The 18,454-nt window shown below is 49.5% G+C and carries 17 protein-coding genes and 2 tRNA genes; 11 read left to right on the top strand and 8 right to left on the bottom strand.

Annotated features, from left to right (window positions below):
• Positions 1–82 precede the first annotated feature (82 nt).
• The 6 genes from A7098_RS04860 to ydhT all read left to right on the top strand — a co-directional run bounded on the left by A7098_RS04860 (position 83) and on the right by ydhT (position 5,825).
• Positions 83–709: a ferredoxin-like protein gene (locus A7098_RS04860; protein ID WP_001070270.1), complete on the top strand. Its 627-nt coding sequence runs from the start codon at positions 83–85 to the stop codon at positions 707–709.
• A gap of 20 nt (positions 710–729) precedes the next feature.
• Positions 730–2,832 carry an aldehyde ferredoxin oxidoreductase gene (locus A7098_RS04865; protein WP_105280426.1) on the top strand — a complete coding sequence of 701 codons (2,103 nt, stop codon included), beginning with the start codon at positions 730–732 and terminating at the stop codon, positions 2,830–2,832.
• Positions 2,833–2,844: 12 nt separating this feature from the next.
• Positions 2,845–3,495 (top strand): YdhW family putative oxidoreductase system protein, encoded by a 651-nt coding sequence (locus A7098_RS04870; protein WP_123056745.1) that lies wholly within the window; start codon positions 2,845–2,847, stop codon positions 3,493–3,495.
• Positions 3,496–3,558: 63 nt separating this feature from the next.
• A complete protein-coding gene (locus A7098_RS04875) occupies positions 3,559–4,227 on the top strand; it encodes a 4Fe-4S dicluster domain-containing protein (protein ID WP_050545344.1) in 669 nt (222 codons plus the stop codon).
• Positions 4,224–5,009, top strand: coding sequence for a thiosulfate reductase cytochrome B subunit (gene phsC / locus A7098_RS04880; RefSeq protein ID WP_105280428.1), 786 nt, complete (start codon positions 4,224–4,226; stop codon positions 5,007–5,009). Before A7098_RS04875 ends, phsC begins: the two co-directional genes overlap by 4 nt.
• 3 nt (positions 5,010–5,012) lie before the next feature.
• Positions 5,013–5,825: a protein YdhT gene (gene ydhT / locus A7098_RS04885; RefSeq protein ID WP_105280429.1), complete on the top strand. Its 813-nt coding sequence runs from the start codon at positions 5,013–5,015 to the stop codon at positions 5,823–5,825.
• Here the strand turns inward: ydhT and A7098_RS04890 are convergent, their stop codons facing one another.
• From A7098_RS04890 to A7098_RS04905, 4 genes are all read right to left on the bottom strand, one after another.
• Entirely contained in the window at positions 5,826–7,430 is a 1,605-nt protein-coding gene (locus A7098_RS04890) for an FAD-NAD(P)-binding protein (RefSeq protein WP_105280430.1), read from the bottom strand.
• Positions 7,431–7,555: 125 nt separating this feature from the next.
• On the bottom strand, positions 7,556–7,861 hold the full coding sequence (locus tag A7098_RS04895) for a monooxygenase (protein ID WP_000212666.1): 306 nt from the start codon (positions 7,859–7,861) through the stop codon (positions 7,556–7,558).
• A 106-nt stretch (positions 7,862–7,967) separates the two neighbouring features.
• Positions 7,968–8,044 (bottom strand) — tRNA-Val (locus A7098_RS04900).
• Positions 8,045–8,048: 4 nt separating this feature from the next.
• A tRNA-Val gene (locus tag A7098_RS04905) sits at positions 8,049–8,125 on the bottom strand.
• A 307-nt stretch (positions 8,126–8,432) separates the two neighbouring features.
• Here A7098_RS04905 and A7098_RS04910 point away from each other — a divergent pair.
• Positions 8,433–9,689: an AIDA repeat-containing protein gene (locus A7098_RS04910; protein ID WP_105280431.1), complete on the top strand. Its 1,257-nt coding sequence runs from the start codon at positions 8,433–8,435 to the stop codon at positions 9,687–9,689.
• Positions 9,690–9,727: 38 nt separating this feature from the next.
• Here the strand turns inward: A7098_RS04910 and mdtK are convergent, their stop codons facing one another.
• Positions 9,728–11,101 (bottom strand): multidrug efflux MATE transporter MdtK, encoded by a 1,374-nt coding sequence (gene mdtK / locus A7098_RS04915; protein ID WP_085460687.1) that lies wholly within the window; start codon positions 11,099–11,101, stop codon positions 9,728–9,730.
• Between the two features lie 215 nt (positions 11,102–11,316).
• On the opposite strand from mdtK, the gene A7098_RS04920 reads away from it, so the two are divergent.
• Complete coding sequence (locus A7098_RS04920) at positions 11,317–11,943, top strand: riboflavin synthase (RefSeq protein ID WP_000493959.1); 627 nt, start codon at positions 11,317–11,319, stop codon at positions 11,941–11,943.
• Between the two features lie 48 nt (positions 11,944–11,991).
• On the opposite strand, the gene cfa is transcribed toward A7098_RS04920, so the two are convergent.
• Both cfa and punC read right to left on the bottom strand, forming a co-directional pair.
• Positions 11,992–13,140, bottom strand: a complete 1,149-nt coding sequence (gene cfa / locus A7098_RS04925; protein WP_000098889.1) for a cyclopropane fatty acyl phospholipid synthase — start codon at positions 13,138–13,140, stop codon at positions 11,992–11,994.
• 289 nt (positions 13,141–13,429) lie between these two features.
• Entirely contained in the window at positions 13,430–14,641 is a 1,212-nt protein-coding gene (gene punC / locus A7098_RS04930) for a purine nucleoside transporter PunC (RefSeq protein ID WP_001182342.1), read from the bottom strand.
• Positions 14,642–14,753: 112 nt separating this feature from the next.
• Here punC and punR point away from each other — a divergent pair, with 112 nt between their 5' ends.
• Complete coding sequence (punR, locus tag A7098_RS04935; protein ID WP_000269487.1) at positions 14,754–15,686, top strand: DNA-binding transcriptional activator PunR; 933 nt, start codon at positions 14,754–14,756, stop codon at positions 15,684–15,686.
• Here the strand turns inward: punR and purR are convergent.
• Positions 15,683–16,708: an HTH-type transcriptional repressor PurR gene (gene purR, locus A7098_RS04940; RefSeq protein WP_000190978.1), complete on the bottom strand. Its 1,026-nt coding sequence runs from the start codon at positions 16,706–16,708 to the stop codon at positions 15,683–15,685. The two genes, punR and purR, sit on opposite strands and share 4 nt — an antisense overlap.
• 297 nt (positions 16,709–17,005) lie before the next feature.
• Between purR and cydH the strand changes: the two genes are divergently transcribed.
• Both cydH and A7098_RS04955 read left to right on the top strand, forming a co-directional pair.
• A complete protein-coding gene (gene cydH, locus A7098_RS04950) occupies positions 17,006–17,095 on the top strand; it encodes a cytochrome bd-I accessory subunit CydH (RefSeq protein ID WP_000102278.1) in 90 nt (29 codons plus the stop codon).
• A gap of 165 nt (positions 17,096–17,260) precedes the next feature.
• The gene (locus A7098_RS04955; RefSeq protein WP_000701028.1) at positions 17,261–18,430 is read left to right on the top strand and encodes an MFS transporter; all 1,170 of its coding nucleotides are present in this window, start codon (positions 17,261–17,263) and stop codon (positions 18,428–18,430) included.
• The last annotated feature ends 24 nt before the right edge of the window (positions 18,431–18,454 follow it).

Raw genomic sequence — 18,454 nt, forward strand, 5'->3', positions numbered from 1 at the left:
GAGTCAGCAGCGTATTAGTTGAATGCTTAATATCAGGCTGCTGAATTGTCAGCACTGTGTTTGCGAAGAGGATGCGAAATAAATGAACCCGGTTGGACGTCCACTATTAGATATTGGCTTAACGCGATTAGAATTCTTGCGTATATCAGGAAAAGGCCTTGCTGGTTTAACAATTGCCCCTGCGTTACTGTCACTTTTGGGTTGCAAACAGGAAGATATTGATAGCGGCACGGTTGGGTTGATAAATACCCCCAAAGGGGTGCTGGTGACTCAGCGAGCGAGATGCACAGGCTGTCATCGCTGTGAAATCTCTTGTACTAACTTCAATGATGGCTCAGTGGGCACTTTTTTCTCCCGCATTAAAATTCATCGCAATTATTTCTTTGGCGACAATGGAATAGGATCAGGCGGTGGACTGTATGGCGATCTGAACTATACCGCTGACACCTGTCGTCAATGCAAAGATCCGCAATGCATGAACGTTTGCCCGATTGGCGCGATTACCTGGCAGCAGGAAGAAGGCTGTATTGTCGTCGATCATAAACGTTGTATTGGGTGTAGCGCCTGTACCACAGCATGTCCGTGGATGATGGCTACCGTAAATACCGAAAGTAAAAAATCCTCGAAATGTGTGCTATGCGGTGAATGCGCAAATGCCTGCCCAACAGGGGCGTTAAAAATTATCGAGTGGAAAGATATTACTGTGTGAATCTTGCAAAGGAAAAAATCATGGCTAACGGTTGGACAGGTAATATATTAAGAGTCAATCTTACGACAGGAAATATTACCCTCGAAGATTCCAGTAAGTTTAAAAGTTTTGTCGGTGGCATGGGCTTTGGCTACAAAATTATGTATGACGAAGTGCCTGCTGGCACTAAACCTTTCGATGAAGCGAATAAATTAGTCTTCGCTACAGGGCCATTAACTGGCTCTGGTGCTCCCTGTAGTTCTCGCGTAAATATCACCTCACTTTCCACTTTTACCAAAGGAAATTTAGTCGTCGATGCCCATATGGGCGGCTTTTTTGCCGCGCAAATGAAATTCGCTGGATACGACGTCATTATTATCGAAGGGAAAGCGAAATCACCGGTTTGGCTGAATATTAAAGATGACAAAGTTACCCTTGAAAAAGCAGATTTCCTATGGGGTAAAGGGACGCGAGCCACGACGGAAGAAATTTGTCGTTTGACCAGCCCGGAAACCTGTGTGGCAGCTATTGGTCAGGCTGGTGAAAACCTTGTGCCGCTCTCTGGCATGTTGAATAGCCGTAATCACAGCGGTGGCGCGGGAACTGGCGCAGTAATGGGGTCGAAAAACCTCAAGGCGATTGCAGTTGAAGGGACTAAGGGGGTCAACATTGCCGATCGTCAGGAAATGAAACGTCTCAATGACTACATGATGACCGAACTTATCGGGGCTAATAACAACCATGTGGTGCCAAGTACACCGCAATCGTGGGCGGAGTACTCCGATCCCAAGTCTCGCTGGACGGCGCGTAAAGGTTTGTTCTGGGGAGCGGCGGAAGGCGGCCCGATTGAAACAGGAGAGATCCCGCCGGGAAATCAGAACACGGTCGGTTTTCGCACCTATAAATCCGTTTTTGACTTAGGTCCGGCGGCAGAGAAATACACGGTAAAAATGAGCGGCTGCCACTCTTGCCCAATTCGTTGTATGACCCAGATGAACATTCCTCGGGTCAAAGAGTTCGGCGTGCCCAGCACCGGCGGTAACACTTGTGTAGCAAACTTTGTCCATACCACCATCTTCCCGAACGGGCCGAAAGATTTTGAAGATAAAGACGATGGTCGTGTCATTGGTAATCTGGTTGGTCTGAATCTGTTTGATGACTATGGTCTGTGGTGTAACTACGGGCAGCTACATCGAGATTTTTCGTATTGCTACAGCAAAGGCGTGTTCAAACGCGTTCTGCCTGCTGAAGAGTATGCGGAAATTCGCTGGGATCAGCTGGAAGCGGGTGACGTTAACTTCATCAAAGATTTTTACTACCGTCTGGCGCATCGCGTGGGTGAGCTGAGCCACCTGGCTGATGGCTCATATGCCATTGCGGAACGCTGGAATTTGGGCGAAGAGTATTGGGGTTACGCGAAAAATAAACTCTGGTCACCATTTGGCTATCCGGTTCACCATGCTAATGAAGCCTCGGCGCAAGTTGGTTCCATTGTTAACTGCATGTTCAACCGCGATTGCATGACGCACACCCACATTAACTTTATTGGTTCCGGTCTGCCGTTGAAATTGCAGCGTGAAGTGGCGAAAGAGCTTTTTGGCTCTGAAGATGCTTACGACGAAACCAAAAACTACACGCCGATCAATGACGCAAAAATTAAATATGCCAAATGGTCACTGTTGCGGGTCTGTTTGCATAACGCCGTCACCCTGTGCAACTGGGTCTGGCCAATGACCGTTTCGCCGCTGAAGAGCCGTAATTACCGTGGTGACCTTGCTTTAGAAGCCAAATTCTTCAAAGCGATCACCGGTGAAGAGATGACCCAGGAAAAATTAGATTTAGCCGCTGAACGTATCTTTACACTGCATCGTGCTTACACGGTAAAACTGATGCAAACCAAAGATATGCGTAATGAGCACGATCTTATTTGCTCCTGGGTATTCGACAAGGATCCGCAGATCCCGGTCTTTACCGAAGGAACTGACAAAATGGATCGCGACGATATGTACGCGTCTCTCACGATGTTCTACAAGGAAATGGGCTGGGATCCACAACTCGGTTGTCCGACACGTGAAACGTTACAGCGTCTGGGGTTGGAAGATATTGCCACCGATCTGGCTGCACACAATCTGCTTCCGGCGTAAGGAATAGGTGAGATGAGCCATCAGGATGAGCTGCCGCTACCCGGCGTCAGCGAAGTTGATGAGGTGAAGCGTCAATGGTTGCAGGGGATGCGTCACACCGGTGATACGGTCAGTGAAGACATCGCAGAACCAGAACCTACAGACGTCCTGGCAGAGTTTATCCGCCAGCATTCGGTAACGGGTCAACTGGTGGCGCGCAGCGTGTTTCTCTCGCCACCCTATTCGGTTGCTGAAGAGGATCTGTCTGTTTTGCTGGAAGGCATAAAACAGAACGGAGACTACGCGGATATCGCCTGTATCACGGGAACTCACGATGATTACTATTACTCAACGCAGGCCATGAGCGAAAACTACGCGGCGATGTCTTTGCAAGTTGTGGAGCAGGACATTTGTCGCGCCATTGCTCATGTCGTTCGTTTTGAGTGCCAGACGTATCCGCGACCCTACAAAGTCGCCATGCTGAGGCAAGCGCCATATTACTTCCAGGACGCGCAGATTGAAGCCGCGATAGCCGCGATGGATGTTGCCCCTGAATATGCCGATATACGCCAGGTTGAGTCATCGACAGCGGTGCTGTACCTGTTTAGTGAGCGGTATATGAGCTATGGCAAGGCTTATGGCTTATGCGAATGGTTCGAGGTAGAGCAGTTTCAGAATCCCTGAAATTTCAGGGAAATGTCATGGACAGGGTGGACAGTTGCAGCCACTGCATTAGGGGATAATCAGATGTCCTTCACTCGACGCAAATTTGTTCTGGGGATGGGAACAGTAATCTTTTTTACTGGTTCTGCGTCTTCGCTGTTAGCGAACACCAGGCAAGAAAAGGAAGTTCGGTATGCCATGATTCACGATGAGTCACGGTGCAATGGTTGTAATATTTGCGCCCGTGCATGTCGCAAGACCAATTACGTTCCTGCTCAGGGAAGCCGTTTATCGATAGCACACATTCCTGTCACCGATAACGACAACGAAACGCTGTATCACTTTTTTCGCCAGTCATGCCAGCACTGCGAAGATGCTCCTTGCATTGACGTTTGCCCAACAGGGGCGTCGTGGCGTGATGAGCAGGGGATCGTGCGGGTAGAAAAATCGCAGTGCATCGGCTGCAGTTATTGCATTGGCGCTTGTCCGTACCAGGTTCGTTACCTTAACCCTGTGACTAAAGTAGCGGATAAATGTGATTTCTGCGCCGAGTCCCGGCTGGCAAAAGGGTTTCCGCCCATTTGCGTCAGCGCCTGCCCGGAACACGCATTGATCTTTGGCCGCGAAGATAGCCCAGAAATTCAGGCGTGGTTACAGGAAAATAAATACTATCAATATCAGCTACCTGGTGCCGGGAAACCGCATTTGTATCGCCGGTTCGGTCAACATTTGATTAAGAAGGAAAATGTATGAACCCGTCGCAAAATGCTGAACAGTTTCAGAGCCAATTGGCGAACTATGTACCACAGTTCACCCCTGAATTTTGGCCGGTGTGGCTGGTCATTGCCGGGCTATTGCTGGTTGGGATGTGGTTAGTCCTGGGCCTGCACGCTTTGCTTCGTGCTCGTGGTGTGAAGAAATCAGCCACCGATCATGGTGAGAAGATTTATCTTTACAGCAAGGCGGTCAGATTATGGCACTGGTCGAACGCATTACTCTTCGTATTGTTGCTGGCAAGTGGGCTAATTAATCACTTTGCGCTGGTGGGCGCAGCTGCGGTCAAAAGTCTGGTTGCTGTGCATGAAGTTTGTGGATTCTTGTTACTGGTATGCTGGCTTGGCTTTGTTCTGATTAATGCCGTTGGGGGTAATGGTCACCACTATCGCATTCGTCGTCAAGGGTGGCTGGGGCGAGCGGCGAAACAAACGCGATTTTATCTGTCTGGCATTATGCAGGGGGAAGTGCACCCTTTTCCAGCGACAATGCAGTCTAAATTTAATCCCTTACAGCAGGTAGCCTATGTCGGGGTGATGTATGGATTACTGCCGTTGTTACTGGTGACGGGGCTGTTGTGTCTCTATCCGCAAGTCGTGGGCGATGCGTTTCCTGGCGTAAGATACTGGTTATTACAAGCGCATTTTGCTCTGGCATTTATTAGCCTCTTTTTCATCTTCGGTCATCTCTATCTTTGCACTACGGGGCGTACTCCGCACGAAACCTTTAAATGTATGATCGATGGCTATCACCGACATTAACGTATGATCATTACGCGAGAGAACCTGCGAGAGTGGCGTGTAGGAGCGGTCATATACCGCTGGTTTTTGCGCCATTTTCCGCAGGACGGCAGCTATGCCGATGTTCACCATGCGCTGATCGACGAAGGGTATACGGATTGGGCAGATAGTCTGGTTGAGTATGCATGGAACAAATGGCTGACAGACGAAAACTTTGCCCGCCAGGAAGTTTCTTCTATGCAAAAACTGGTCACAGAACCAGAGGAACCGACATTTTGCCGCCAGTTCTCCAGTGCCGAGGATAACGCACGCGTCGGGTGTTGCGACGATAACGCCAGAATAGTTACAGCAGGTTATGCGGCGCAAATTGCCAGCACGGGCTACAGCGTACGGATGGCTAGTGTGGGTTTTAACAGCCATATTGGCAGCTCAGGCGAGCGTGCCCGCGTGGCAGTGGCGGGTAACTCGACTCGAATCAGCAGTGCCGGAGATGGTAGTCGTATTGCAAATGCCGGGATGCGAGTACGCGTCTGTACTCCAGGTGAAAGGTGTCATGTCGCCAGTAATGGCGATCTGGTACAAATTGCCAGCTTTGGCGCAAACGCGAAAATTGCTAACAGCGGTGATAATGTTCACATCATTGCCAGCGGTGCTAACTCAACAGTAGTCAGTACGGGCGTGGTTGACTCGATTGTCCTCGGGCCTGGTGGCAGCGCCGCACTGGCATATCATGATGGCGAAAGAGTGCGCTTCGCCGTCGCCATTGAAGGTGAAAACAATATCCGTGCCGGAGTCCGCTATCGTCTCAATGCACAGTATCAGTTTGTTGAGTGCTGATTAATCAACCGAAAGACGCCGACGTGCACGGGATGCAGGTTTTACAATGGCCTGCGCCATAGCCTCGCCAATTTCTGCACAAGCCGTAAGTCCCTGGACGAAAGGCCGGTTGTGCATCAGCCAGGGTAAAGCACCGAACGCCACGCGACCACGAACTTCTTCAGGTTGCTGTAGCGTATAATCTTCACCAACATCAGGGATTTCCTCGCCTGTTTTCTGCAATTGTTCGCGTAGCCCAGGGAAAGGAATATCTTTCACTTTGAGTGGACGTTGACCTCGGGCATCAATAAAAACATCAAACGAGTAGCTGTTATCCGCTGTTTTCAGAATTGTGCGCGTTTCGTTGTTTTCCATCTCGTAGTCCTCACCGAGGGCGAGAATATGAATGATCCCCGCTTCGCGTAAGGCCAGTAATCGTCTTATAGATTCTGAAGGGATTGCCGCATAATTATCGATAAAGACTCTGGCAAGACCTTTACTGAATCGCTTATGGTCGTGTTCATTCAGATGCGGCACAATTTCCTGTACAGCTTCATGCAAACGCAGAATGACATAACGCCAGGGGACGGTATGTTTTTGCCGTTTATGTTGCTCGACTTCGGCTAAGTTTTCTTCCGCCCAGCCAAAAGGGTCATGCTGTTTACGCTCGGCAAACCAGGTTTGCGCAAAGGTATCGACATTGAGGCGCTCTAACGCTATGCGTTGGCTCCAGTCTGGATCGGCAGAATTAATTTCTTGCTGTATCAATTTGAATACCCGATCCAACAGGCCTTCTGCACCTTTTTCTATTTCTGTATTTAAGGCCTGTTCTGTGACGATGCGTAACGGTTCGTAGGGGATGGGGCAATAGAAATCGGCTTCCGGTAAAATGCCCGTGCGCGACATCAACGTAATGTGCAGATTTTCACTGTTGCTATCATGTTGAAAGATAACTCGTTGTTTATCTTCTTCAATAAACGAACCATGCTGAATAGCCACTGCCATTGCCGCATCCAGTCCGCTCAAGGATGTTCCCATAATGCCCACGTTACAGGCATCGATCTTTGCTTCCATCAGACCCGACCACGGGCTGGGAAAATACGTTCGGGTTGCTTCTTCTTCATCAGGCCAGACGTGACCGGTGGCTATTACCGCTAAATCAAACGTCTCTGTGTGTAAATCCTGATTTGTAGCAAGTATCACGCCAGCATTTGTAATTTGCAGATCGGTAACCTGGCATGATTCATAAATAGCCACTTCAAATTTTTGCTGTCGCGCCTGATCTACTAATCGTAAAAATCGATCGCGGAAATATTCTCCCAGCAAAATACGCGGTAAAAACTGACGATCGTGCAAGGTTTCTTTTTTAACGCCGTAACGTTGTAGATGGCTGGCATCTTGCTTTTGTAGCCATTCGAGATACGTACAATAAATCGGCGGTATTTCAATGCTGGCAATATTTGCCAGCATTAATTTAGAGTTTTCTTCGTCGTTGTACGGCATTCCGACACCGGCCTCGTCAGCCTGTTCGAAGATGGAAATAGAAAGCGGCGTTGGTTGCTGTAAAAGCGAGAAGAGAGTGTAGATCCCTGTTGGCCCGGCACCCACAATGGCAATTTTTTTCATTGTTACTTACCTGAATGTATTCTTTTGAATTTAGTGTTATCAGATAAGTTTGGTTGATATTTTTAGAATTTGGGAAATTTCAGACAGAGATGAAAAGGGCGCTAACCGCCCTTCATGGAGACTTGTCAGGCGAGTTTTGCTTGATTGATTTGACTCAGTGGCTCATTGATATCGAAAACTTTGGCGATAACTTCTGCAACGCCGAGGTTCTTCAGACGGGCAGTATGTTTATCCAGATAGGCAAGGGCGCTTTTTTCATCAGTGAAAAGGTAGATCCCACCGGCTTCGCGGTTCTTTTCACTTTCCGTCCATACCTTCCACAGAAAACCAGGTTCCTGATTAATCGACTCGGCAAGCGGTTTAAGCTGCTCAGCCATTGCGTCGCCAAATGGGCCATTAAAAGCAAAATGAAGTTGTAACAAAGTTGCCATAGCGATTCTCCTTCTGATAACGCATACGAAGACAGTGTAAATCTTTTAACGTATTGGATACAGAGAAGAAACAGAGGGAAAAGGGAGAAGACCAGATTAAGAAATCTGGTGCGTCCGAGTGGACTCGAACCACCGACCCCCACCATGTCAAGGTGGTGCTCTAACCAACTGAGCTACGGACGCAGGATGGTGCGTTCAATTGGACTCGAACCAACGACCCCCACCATGTCAAGGTGGTGCTCTAACCAACTGAGCTATGAACGCAACGTTGTAGGTGACAACGGGGACGAATATTAGCGGCAGAGTGGGAAGGTGGCAAGAGGCAAAACGTAATTTTCTGCGGTATTTCGACCGTTTGCAGAGCTTTTAAGCAAATTGGCTATATTTTGTTGATTTGCAAGGGCGATTTTTATTCAGGATCGCATTTACATCTGACACAACCCACTATCTCGCGCATCAGGATATAAACCGAGTCGTTTGCCAGCAAATCAATTCTATCGTGGATAAATCCTCCGTAGCCTTTACACTTAGGTAGCGATAAGGGCACACAGATGCAGCAAAGGAATAAATCATGGGATCTGATGCAAAAAACTTGATGAGCGACGGGAAAGTGCAAATTGTTAAGACCGGCGAGGTCATTGGCGCGACTCAACTTACTGACGGTGAGTTGCTCGTTGAGACAGGCGGAAGAGCAGAAAACACCGTAGTGACAGATGCGGGTTGGCTGAAAGTGGAAACGGGTGGGATCGCTAAAGGCACACAATATGGCAACAATGGCACGCTATCGGTCAGTGACGGTGCAATTGCCACAGACATTGTTCAATCTGACGGTGGAGCAATTAGCCTCTCAACGCTCGCTACTGTTAATGGTCGCCATCCCGAAGGTGAATTTAGCGTTGATAAGGGCTATGCCTGCGGTTTGTTGCTGGAGAATGGCGGAAATTTGCGCGTACTGGAAGGTCATCGGGCAGAAAAAATTATTCTCGATCAGGCTGGTGGTTTATTGGTCAACGGGACGGCTTCATCAGCAATAGTGGATGATGGCGGTGAATTGTTGGTGTATCCGGGTGGGGAGGCCGGCAATTGTGAGATTAATCAGGGCGGCGTTTTTATGCTGGCGGGGAAAGCCAGTGATACGTTGCTTGCTGGTGGCACCATGAATAATCTCGGTGGTGAAGACGATAATACCATTGTTGAAAATGGAGCCATTTACCGTCTGGGGACGGATGGCCTTCAGCTTTATAGTTCCGGTAAGACGCAAAACCTGGCCGTTAATGCTGGTGGTCGGGCTGAAGTGCATGCTGGTACGCTGGAAAACGCGGTCATACAAGGTGGGACGGTGATCCTGATGTCACCCACCAGCGCGGACGAAAATTTTGTTGTAGAAGAAGATCGAGCACCGGTTGAACTGACCGGGAGTGTTGCCGTTCTGGACGGTGCTTCAATGATTATTGGCTATGGTGCAGATCTGCAACAATCAACGGTTACGGTACAGCAGGGTGGCGTGTTGATTCTCGATGGCAGTACGGTAAAAGGTGACAACGTCACTTTAAATGTTGGCAACGTCAATCTCGATGGCGGAAAAGTGTGGCTGATCACGGCAGCAGCCACACATGTGCAACTGAAAGTGAAACGCCTGCACGGAGAGGGAACGATTTGCCTGCAAACCAGCGCGAAAGAAATTTCACCTGACTTCATCAATGTGAAAGGGGAAGTTAGTGGCAATATCCTCGTTGAGATAACGGATGCCAGTCGGCAACCAATTTGCAGTGCGCTTAAACTGCAACCTGACGAAGACAGGATTGGCGCAACGCTCCAGCCCGAATAAAAACGAAGGCGCAATCTGTGAAGGTTGCGCCTTGTTTTTTAGCGAGCTGCGCGTTGCAGAATGATGGCTGATGGCAGACGTTGCAGGAAACGCATACGCAGCATCATCATAATAGCGGCAGAAGTCAGGCCAATAATAAAGCCGATCCAGAAACCTGCTGGCCCCATTGGCTCAACCACCAGATCGGTCAGCGCCAGAATGTAGCCGCTCGGCAAGCCTAATACCCAATACGCCGTAAAGGTAATATAAAAAATCGACCGCGTATCTTTATAACCACGCAAAATCCCACTGCCGATAACCTGTATGGAATCAGAAATCTGATACACCGCCGCCAGCAACATTAAATGTGCCGCCAGCGTTACGACCTCTGGATTATCGTTATACAGCAGGGCAATCTGTTCCCGCAGTGAAACCGTGAAAATTGCGGTCAGAGTCGCCATACAAACACCAACCATAAGTCCTGTCCGCGCGGCTGTTTGTGCATCCAGCGTTGAACCCTGGCCCAGACGATAACCTACACGGATGGTTACCGCTGCGGCCAGCGACATTGGAAGCACGAACATCAGTGAACTAAAGTTCAGTGCAATCTGGTGGCCTGCCACATCGATAATACCGAGCGGAGATACCAACAGCGCCACTACAGCAAACAGTGTCACTTCAAAGAACAACGCCAGCGCGATAGGTAGACCAAGCTGCACCAGTCGTTTCAATGCGGCGGAATCGGGTTTCGCGGTGCCTTTTTCGTTGCGGATATCGCGCATGGAACGGGCATGTTTAATATAAGAAACCATGGCGAGGAACATCACCCAATACACAGCCGCCGTCGCTACACCACAACCGACGCCACCGAGTTCAGGCATTCCGAAATGACCATAAATAAAGATATAGTTAACCGGAATGTTCACCAGCAGGCCAATAAAACCCATCACCATCCCAGGTTTGGTTTTTGCCAGCCCTTCACACTGGTTACGCGCGACCTGAAAGAACAGATAGCCCGGAGCACCCCACAGCAGTGCACGCAGGTAACCTACCGCTTTATCGGCGAGCGCCGGATCGATATTTTGCATGGAGCGGATGATATAACCCGCATTCCACAGAACCACCATAATGAGCACCGAGACAAAGCCGGCTAGCCAGAAACCTTGTCGTACCTGATGCGCTATGCGTTCACGGCGACCAGAACCATTCAATTGCGCGATCACTGGCGTCAACGCAAGCAGCAGTCCGTGACCGAAAAGAATAGCCGGGAGCCAGATAGATGTACCAATGGCGACCGCCGCCATGTCGGTGGCGCTATAGCCGCCCGCCATGACAGTATCGACAAAACCCATCGCTGTTTGGGCGATTTGCGCGAGAATCACCGGGATTGCTAATGCTAATAACAGACGCGCTTCACTGATATACTTCTGCACGTGAACACCTTTTATATTGTTGTTATATGAGAGACTAAAAAGCCGCCTGAATGGGCAGCAAAAAGAAGAAGCAGGGGAAATTCAGTCTATTGTAGCGAGGATTTATTAATTCTCCAGTGAAAAAATAACCATTCAGCCCCCTTTACTGGTAAGGGTGTTTCCCACCTGCTATTGTGCTGAACAGAATGCCTTAACTGATTTCAGGAGTTGTAAGTATGTTTACGGGGATAGTGCAGGGCACTGCAAAACTGGTGTCGATTGACGAGAAACCAAATTTTCGTACTCATGTGGTTGAGTTACCTGACTATATGCTGGATGGTCTGGAGACCGGTGCGTCTGTGGCACACAACGGTTGTTGCCTGACCGTGACGGAAATCAACGGTAACCATATCAGTTTTGATCTGATGAAAGAGACGTTACGCATTACTAATCTTGGCGATTTACAGGTTGGGGATTGGGTAAACGTAGAGCGTGCGGCTAAATTCAGTGATGAAATTGGCGGGCATTTAATGTCGGGTCATATTATGACCACCGCTGAAGTAGCGAAAATATTAACCTCTGAAAATAATCGCCAGATCTGGTTTAAAGTGCAGGATAGTCAGTTGATGAAATATATCCTGTACAAAGGATTTATCGGAATCGACGGTATTAGCCTGACCGTCGGCGAAGTAACGTCAACACGTTTCTGCGTGCATTTAATTCCAGAAACGCTGGAACGTACCACCCTCGGTAAGAAAAAACTCGGTGCACGCGTCAATATTGAAATCGATCCACAAACTCAGGCAGTGGTAGATACGGTAGAACGTGTGCTGGCGATGCGGGAAAAGGCGTTGAATCAATAACGGACTGAAATATGATATCGCCCCCAAACGGGGGCGATAGAATAACATTTAGCGTGCAACCCGAAGACCGTTTTCGACTCCTCGAGAGAACACCACTTGCCAGAGTTGAATATCACGGGCGCGGAAAGCACCAGCGCAAGCATTCAGATAATAGGTAAACATCCGTTTAAAGCGTTCACTGTAATTATCCGCAATTTCCGGCCAGGCGGCGAGGAATCGTTCATACCAGGCCATCAGCGTGGTATCGTAATCGGCGCCAAAGTTATGCCAGTCTTCCATCACAAAGTGTGGTTCGCTGGATTGAGCGATCTGGCGCACAGAGGGCAGGCAACCGTTCGGGAAAATATATTTATTAATCCACGGATCAACATTCAGATCGGTTTTTTTCGAGCCGATAGTATGTAACAGGAAAATACCTTCCGGTTTCAGATTGCGATCTACCACCTCAAAATAGGTGTTGTAATTTTTCGGCCCGACGTGTTCGAACATTCCCACTGAAACAATGCGGTCAAATTGATCGTTCAGGTCACGGTAATCTTGCAGCAATATGGTGACATCCAGACCTTCGCAGCGATCCTGAGCCATTTTCTGCTGTTCAGCAGAAATGGTGACACCCACCACACTTACGTCATAGTTAGACGCCATGTAGTGCGCCAGTCCGCCCCAGCCGCAGCCAATATCCAGTACGCGCATCCCTGGTTTCAACTGCAATTTTTCACAGATCATTTTAAGCTTCGCTTGTTGGGCAGATTCCAGATTATCGGCATCTTTCCAGTAAGCGCAGGAATACTGCATGAAGGGATCAAGCATACGGCTGAACAGGTCATTACCCAGATCGTAATGCTCTTTGCCGACTATCCAGGCACGTTTTTTACTCTGCAAATTGAAGAGACGAGCGCCTGCGATGCGCAGAGTGTCTTTGAAATGATGGGGGAGTTGGTTTTCGAGACCTGCGCGTAAGACTTTGCTAAAAAACATATCCAGTCGGTCACATTCCCACCAGCCATCCATATAACTTTCGCCTAACCCCAACGATCCTTCCTGCAGAACGCGTTTAAAAAAATCGGGGTTTTTAACACGAATATCCGCCGGGGCAGAACCGTTGATGGCTATACCGGCGCGGCTAAGTAATTCGTTGGCGATTCTGTACCAGTTGTCATCCGGTACGCTGACTTCTTCTATACACGATGAACTCATAGTTTCTCCATCACTGGTCGGTGATCAGAACCTTAAAACAGCGTAGACGCTTTTTGGGCTTTGTGAGAAATCTCGCAGAAAATCCGCGAGTCTATAATCCGACGTAGAACAGAGGGAAAGGAGGAACCCTTGCCGAAATGACCATCCATAGCAATCCGGGAACGCTCCTGTCCCCGTAAAAACATAATATTTATCGTAATCTTAACAACTGGAAATTAGTATAGGCCGCTAATTTCAATCATACAACAAAATTTTGTTAGCAGCCTAAGTATAAAGATGTCGATATAGATCAATGTGATTCGCTATGAGCGACTTCGGCATTGCCATGATTCTGGCAACCAGGTTCTTCACAACGTTGCATCATGTAACCCAGAGAAGCCAGTACCACGGTCGATAACATCACGCAGGTGGTGGTGAGCAGTGGTGTGCTAACGCTGATAAGCCAGGAAACCACAAGGCTTGCGAGGAAGCACAGTCCCAGTTGCAATGTGTTCTGCAATGCTGCAGCGCGGCCGGTCGCATGTGGGAAGGGGCGCAGCGCCTGGGCGACAACAATCGGGTAGATTGCGCCGTTGGCAATAGCCATCACACAGAATGGGATCAGGATTTCGACCAGCGAAACATGGCTAATGAAGCCAGCAGCCCAGGTCGCCACGACACTGACAGCAAACAGCGCCAGCAGCCACGGTAATAATTGTTTGCCTTGCCATTTCTGCAATGCTGCGCGGCAGCCATAACCACCAATCAGAAACGCGATGGTTTGTGGTACATAACTTAAACCAATGACTGCCGGGCTATAGCCCATCTCGCTAAGGATGAACGGTGAACCGGTCAGCCAGGCAAAGAAACTGGCTGAACAGGCTGCATAAATCAGCACGTTGCCGCGATAGGTTTTTGAACGCAGCAGATCGGTAAAGGTCAGTCCATCCTGACTATCGTTACGTGCTTTAGTCGTGGGTTTAAGCCAGAAAATGGGCAGAATAAGTACTACGGTAATGGCAAACAAGGTGGCGAAAATCGCCTGCCAGGAAAAATGAACCAGCAGCCAGCTACCTAAAAGAGGAGCAAGGGCAGGAGAGAGTCCCACCAATGGCATGATCGTGGCGAAAATACGATTCACTTTTTGTGAAGGATAGTAATCCGTCACCAACGCCTGCCAGATAACTGCGGCGGCACAGACACCAACCGCTTGCACAAACCGTAATACCAGCAGAGTGATGGCGTTATCCACCCATAACATCCCCAGACTACCTAATGCAAAAATTGTCAGGCCGATTAATAACACCGGTTTACGACCATAACGGTCGGAGAGCGGCCCCCACAGAAGTTGGGCTGCGGCAAAACCGGCAAGGAACAGACTAAGGCTGGCACTGACAGCAGACGCAGGCGTTTGCAAATCGGCCTGAATGGCGGCGAAAGCGGGCAGATACATATCGGTTGCCAGAAAACCGAGTACGCTCAAACCCGCCAGCCAGACTAAAAATCTTTTCCCAGGTTGCATGTATATTCTCTAAATTTCTCAATTAAACACCGTCGCAAAGTGTAGGGAGTGAAATTCCTGTTGTGAAACGGTAATATTTGATGACTGGTTTCAAAAATTTTGCAGGCAAACTATGTGGTCTGAGTATTCTCTCGAAGTGGTTGATGCGGTAGCGCGTAATGGCAGTTTTAGTGCTGCGGCACAGGAGTTGCATCGCGTTCCTTCTGCGGTCAGCTATACCGTGCGTCAGCTGGAAGAGTGGCTGGCGGTGCCGCTGTTTGAACGACGTCACCGTGATGTGGAACTGACCGCTGCCGGGGCGTGGTTTCTCAAAGAAGGGCGCTCTGTTGTCAAAAAAATGCAGATCACCCGGCAGCAATGTCAGCAGATAGCGAACGGCTGGCGCGGTCAGTTAGCTATCGCAGTGGATAATATTGTCAGGCCAGAACGTACACGGCAGATGATCGTTGATTTTTATCGCCATTTTGATGATGTCGAACTTCTTGTCTTTCAGGAAGTGTTCAACGGTGTCTGGGATGCGCTTTCCGACGGGCGCGTGGAACTGGCAATTGGCGCAACACGAGCGATTCCGGTGGGCGGTCGTTACGCCTTCCGTGATATGGGGATGTTGAGCTGGAGTTGTGTTGTTGCCCGTCATCATCCGCTTGCGTCAATGAATGGGCCATTCAGCGATGATACGTTGCGCAACTGGCCATCGCTGGTGCGCGAAGACACCTCGCGGACGCTACCAAAACGTATTACCTGGCTGCTGGATAACCAAAAGCGCCTTGTTGTACCGGACTGGGAATCATCGGCAACGTGTATTTCGGCTGGGTTATGCATCGGTATGGTGCCGACACATTTCGCCAAACCGTGGCTTAATGAGGGGAAGTGGGTAGCTCTAGAACTGGAAAATCCATTCCCTGATTCAGCATGTTGTCTGACCTGGCAGCAGAATGATATGTCGCCTGCTTTAACCTGGTTGCTTGAGTATCTCGGCGATAGTGAGACGCTGAATAAGGAGTGGCTGCGGGAGCCGGAAGAGACTCCCGCAACGGATGATTAACGACGATAGTCGCGGAACGGGCCATCAGCCACGGAGCGACGTTCAATCAACCGTGGATGAACTTCAATTGACTGCGGTTCTTCGCGTTTGTTGACGATACGATCCAACAGCATATTGAACGCCGTTTCACCCAGCGAATCTTTTGGCTGATGGATAGTGGTCAGTGCCGGGGTAAAGTAGCGAGCGTTGCGCACGTTATCATAACCGATCAGCGAAACATCCTGCGGAACGCGCAGCCCCATTTCATCAGCGGCACAGAGTGCGCCCATTGCCATAATATCGCCGCCACAGAAGACAGCGGTAGGTCTGTGTGGTTGCGACAGGATTTGCTGCATGGCGCGATAACCTGATTCAGGCTCAAAGTCACCTTGCACAATCCAGTTTTCCGGCACTTTGATCATGGCTTCTTCCATCGCTTTCATAAAGCCCGCCAAACGACCTGCACCGGTGTTACGCTCCAGAGGACCAGGAATAACGCCAATTTCGCGGTGACCGCGTTCAATCAGATAGCGCCCGGCCATGTAACCGCCTTCAAAAGCGTTATCGATAACCGCATCGGTAAAGTCTGCTTTTGCTTCACCCCAGTCCATCACCACCATCGGGATATGGCGATACTCTTCCAGCATCGCCAGCAACGGTTCCGGATACTCCGAACACATCACCAGCAGGCCATCGACGCGTTTTTGCGCCATCATCGACAGATAAGCCCGCTGTTTCTCAAGATTGTTCCACGCATTGCCCAGAATCAGCGTGTAGCCTTTCTGGAAGCAATTTTTTTCTACCGCTTCAATGATCTCGGCGAAATAGGCCGCTTCGCTGCTGGTCGCCAGCAAACCGATAGACTTGGTGTGGTTAACCTTCAGGCTACGCGCCACCGCGCTAGGGGAGTAGTGTAATTCTTTGATCGCTGCCCACACAGCATTGCGCGTTTCTTCAGCGACGAAACGTGTTTTGTTGATTACGTGTGACACAGTTGTAGTGGAAACGTTTGCTCGTTTCGCTACATCTTTTATTGTTGCCATTCCATTTCACTCCAGACCCTAACTTCAGCTCCTGCAAAATCGCAAGGTAAACGTTTGCCTTTACACACCTTACGCACAACAAAAGTGTTGCGGTACGCCGGGAAAATGACACAGAGCGTCAGGAAGGGGTCAATGGCCAGTACGCAAATAGTGTAAGCGTGGAATTTTGGCCGATCTTGATGAAAAGGGGAAGTAGTAAAAACACTTATCATTATAAATGGCGGGAGATTTTTTCATCACAGTATGTAAAAATGCGTAATATCACTTTTTGTGGGGTAATAAAAAGGAGAAAACTTGATGAGCACCGACCTTAAATTTTCACTGGTAACAACCATTATCGTTCTTGGTTTGATCGTGGCCGTGGGTTTGACTGCCGCGTTACACTGATTTCCCCTCGAGGGAGCGCGTTCTCCCTCACATCTCCTTCCTCTTTGTTAGCAAAATGGCAAAAGTGTTTTCTCTTTTTGTTATTTTCATTCTTTTGTGATTGATGTCATGCTTTCGCCACTTTGATGAACATCGCGTGATGACGCGAAGAGGTGGAGATTAGGCATGAAAATTAACTATCCGTTGCTGGCGCTGGCAATTGGCGCATTTGGTATCGGGACAACGGAATTCTCGCCAATGGGCTTGTTGCCCGTTATTGCGCGTGGTGTGGATGTCTCGATTCCCGCTGCCGGAATGTTAATCAGCGCCTATGCGGTTGGCGTGATGGTTGGCGCGCCATTGATGACGCTTCTGCTTTCTCATCGTGCCCGCCGTAGTGCGCTGATTTTCCTGATGGCGATTTTCACGCTCGGTAACGTACTTTCTGCCATCGCACCGGACTATATGACGCTGATGCTTTCACGCATTTTAACCAGCCTGAATCACGGGGCGTTTTTTGGTCTGGGGTCTGTCGTGGCAGCAAGCGTGGTGCCAAAACATAAACAGGCCAGCGCAGTTGCAACTATGTTTATGGGCTTAACACTGGCGAATATCGGTGGCGTTCCGGCGGCAACCTGGCTTGGGGAAACTATTGGCTGGCGTATGTCATTTCTGGCAACGGCGGGGCTGGGTGTGATTTCAATGGTGAGCCTGTTCTTCTCTTTACCTAAAGGTGGCGCAGGGGCGCGGCCTGACGTGAAAAAAGAGCTGGCGGTGCTGTTGCGTCCACAGGTGCTGTCTGCATTGCTGACGACGGTGCTGGGCGCTGGCGCAATGTTCACCCTCTACACCTATATTTCTCCGGTACTGCAAAGTATCACTCACGCAACGCCGGTGTTCGTCACGGCAATGCTGGTGCTGATTGGTGTCGGATTCTCTATCGGTAACTTTCTCGGCGGCAAACTTGCAGATCGTTCAGTTAACGGCACGTTGAAAGGCTTTTTGCTGCTGCTGATGGTGATTATGCTCGCGATCCCGTTCCTGGCGCGAAATGAGTTTGGCGCGGCTATTAGCATGGTGGTGTGGGGCGCTGCAACCTTTGCGGTTGTACCACCGTTGCAGATGCGTGTAATGCGCGTTGCCAGCGAAGCGCCGGGTTTGTCTTCATCAGTAAATATTGGTGCCTTTAACCTTGGAAATGCGCTGGGTGCCGCAGCCGGTGGTGCAGTGATTTCCGGTGGTCTGGGATACAGTTTTGTGCCGGTGATGGGGGCGATTGTCGCGGGGCTGGCATTGTTGCTGGTATTTATGTCAGCCAGAAAACAACCTGAAGCAGTTTGCGTTGCCAACAGCTAATAAACAAAAACGCAGAAGGATAAC

The sequence above is a fragment of the Escherichia sp. MOD1-EC7011 genome, from assembly GCF_002965005.1.
Lineage (GTDB): Bacteria > Pseudomonadota > Gammaproteobacteria > Enterobacterales > Enterobacteriaceae > Escherichia > Escherichia ruysiae.

Excerpts from the sequence above, each read along its gene's own strand:
- purR (WP_000190978.1), bottom strand. The coding sequence starts at position 16,708 with ATGGCAACAATAAAAGATGTAGCGAAACGAGCAAACGTTTCCACTACA.
- punR (WP_000269487.1), top strand. The coding sequence starts at position 14,754 with ATGTGGTCTGAGTATTCTCTCGAAGTGGTTGATGCGGTAGCGCGTAAT.
- A7098_RS04870 (WP_123056745.1), top strand. The coding sequence starts at position 2,845 with ATGAGCCATCAGGATGAGCTGCCGCTACCCGGCGTCAGCGAAGTTGAT.
- A7098_RS04875 (WP_050545344.1), top strand. The coding sequence starts at position 3,559 with ATGTCCTTCACTCGACGCAAATTTGTTCTGGGGATGGGAACAGTAATC.
- punC (WP_001182342.1), bottom strand. The coding sequence starts at position 14,641 with ATGCAACCTGGGAAAAGATTTTTAGTCTGGCTGGCGGGTTTGAGCGTA.
- cydH (WP_000102278.1), top strand. The coding sequence starts at position 17,006 with ATGAGCACCGACCTTAAATTTTCACTGGTAACAACCATTATCGTTCTT.
- A7098_RS04895 (WP_000212666.1), bottom strand. The coding sequence starts at position 7,861 with ATGGCAACTTTGTTACAACTTCATTTTGCTTTTAATGGCCCATTTGGC.
- A7098_RS04910 (WP_105280431.1), top strand. The coding sequence starts at position 8,433 with ATGGGATCTGATGCAAAAAACTTGATGAGCGACGGGAAAGTGCAAATT.
- A7098_RS04955 (WP_000701028.1), top strand. The coding sequence starts at position 17,261 with ATGAAAATTAACTATCCGTTGCTGGCGCTGGCAATTGGCGCATTTGGT.
- cfa (WP_000098889.1), bottom strand. The coding sequence starts at position 13,140 with ATGAGTTCATCGTGTATAGAAGAAGTCAGCGTACCGGATGACAACTGG.
- ydhT (WP_105280429.1), top strand. The coding sequence starts at position 5,013 with ATGATCATTACGCGAGAGAACCTGCGAGAGTGGCGTGTAGGAGCGGTC.
- A7098_RS04865 (WP_105280426.1), top strand. The coding sequence starts at position 730 with ATGGCTAACGGTTGGACAGGTAATATATTAAGAGTCAATCTTACGACA.
- phsC (WP_105280428.1), top strand. The coding sequence starts at position 4,224 with ATGAACCCGTCGCAAAATGCTGAACAGTTTCAGAGCCAATTGGCGAAC.
- A7098_RS04920 (WP_000493959.1), top strand. The coding sequence starts at position 11,317 with ATGTTTACGGGGATAGTGCAGGGCACTGCAAAACTGGTGTCGATTGAC.
- A7098_RS04860 (WP_001070270.1), top strand. The coding sequence starts at position 83 with ATGAACCCGGTTGGACGTCCACTATTAGATATTGGCTTAACGCGATTA.
- A7098_RS04890 (WP_105280430.1), bottom strand. The coding sequence starts at position 7,430 with ATGAAAAAAATTGCCATTGTGGGTGCCGGGCCAACAGGGATCTACACT.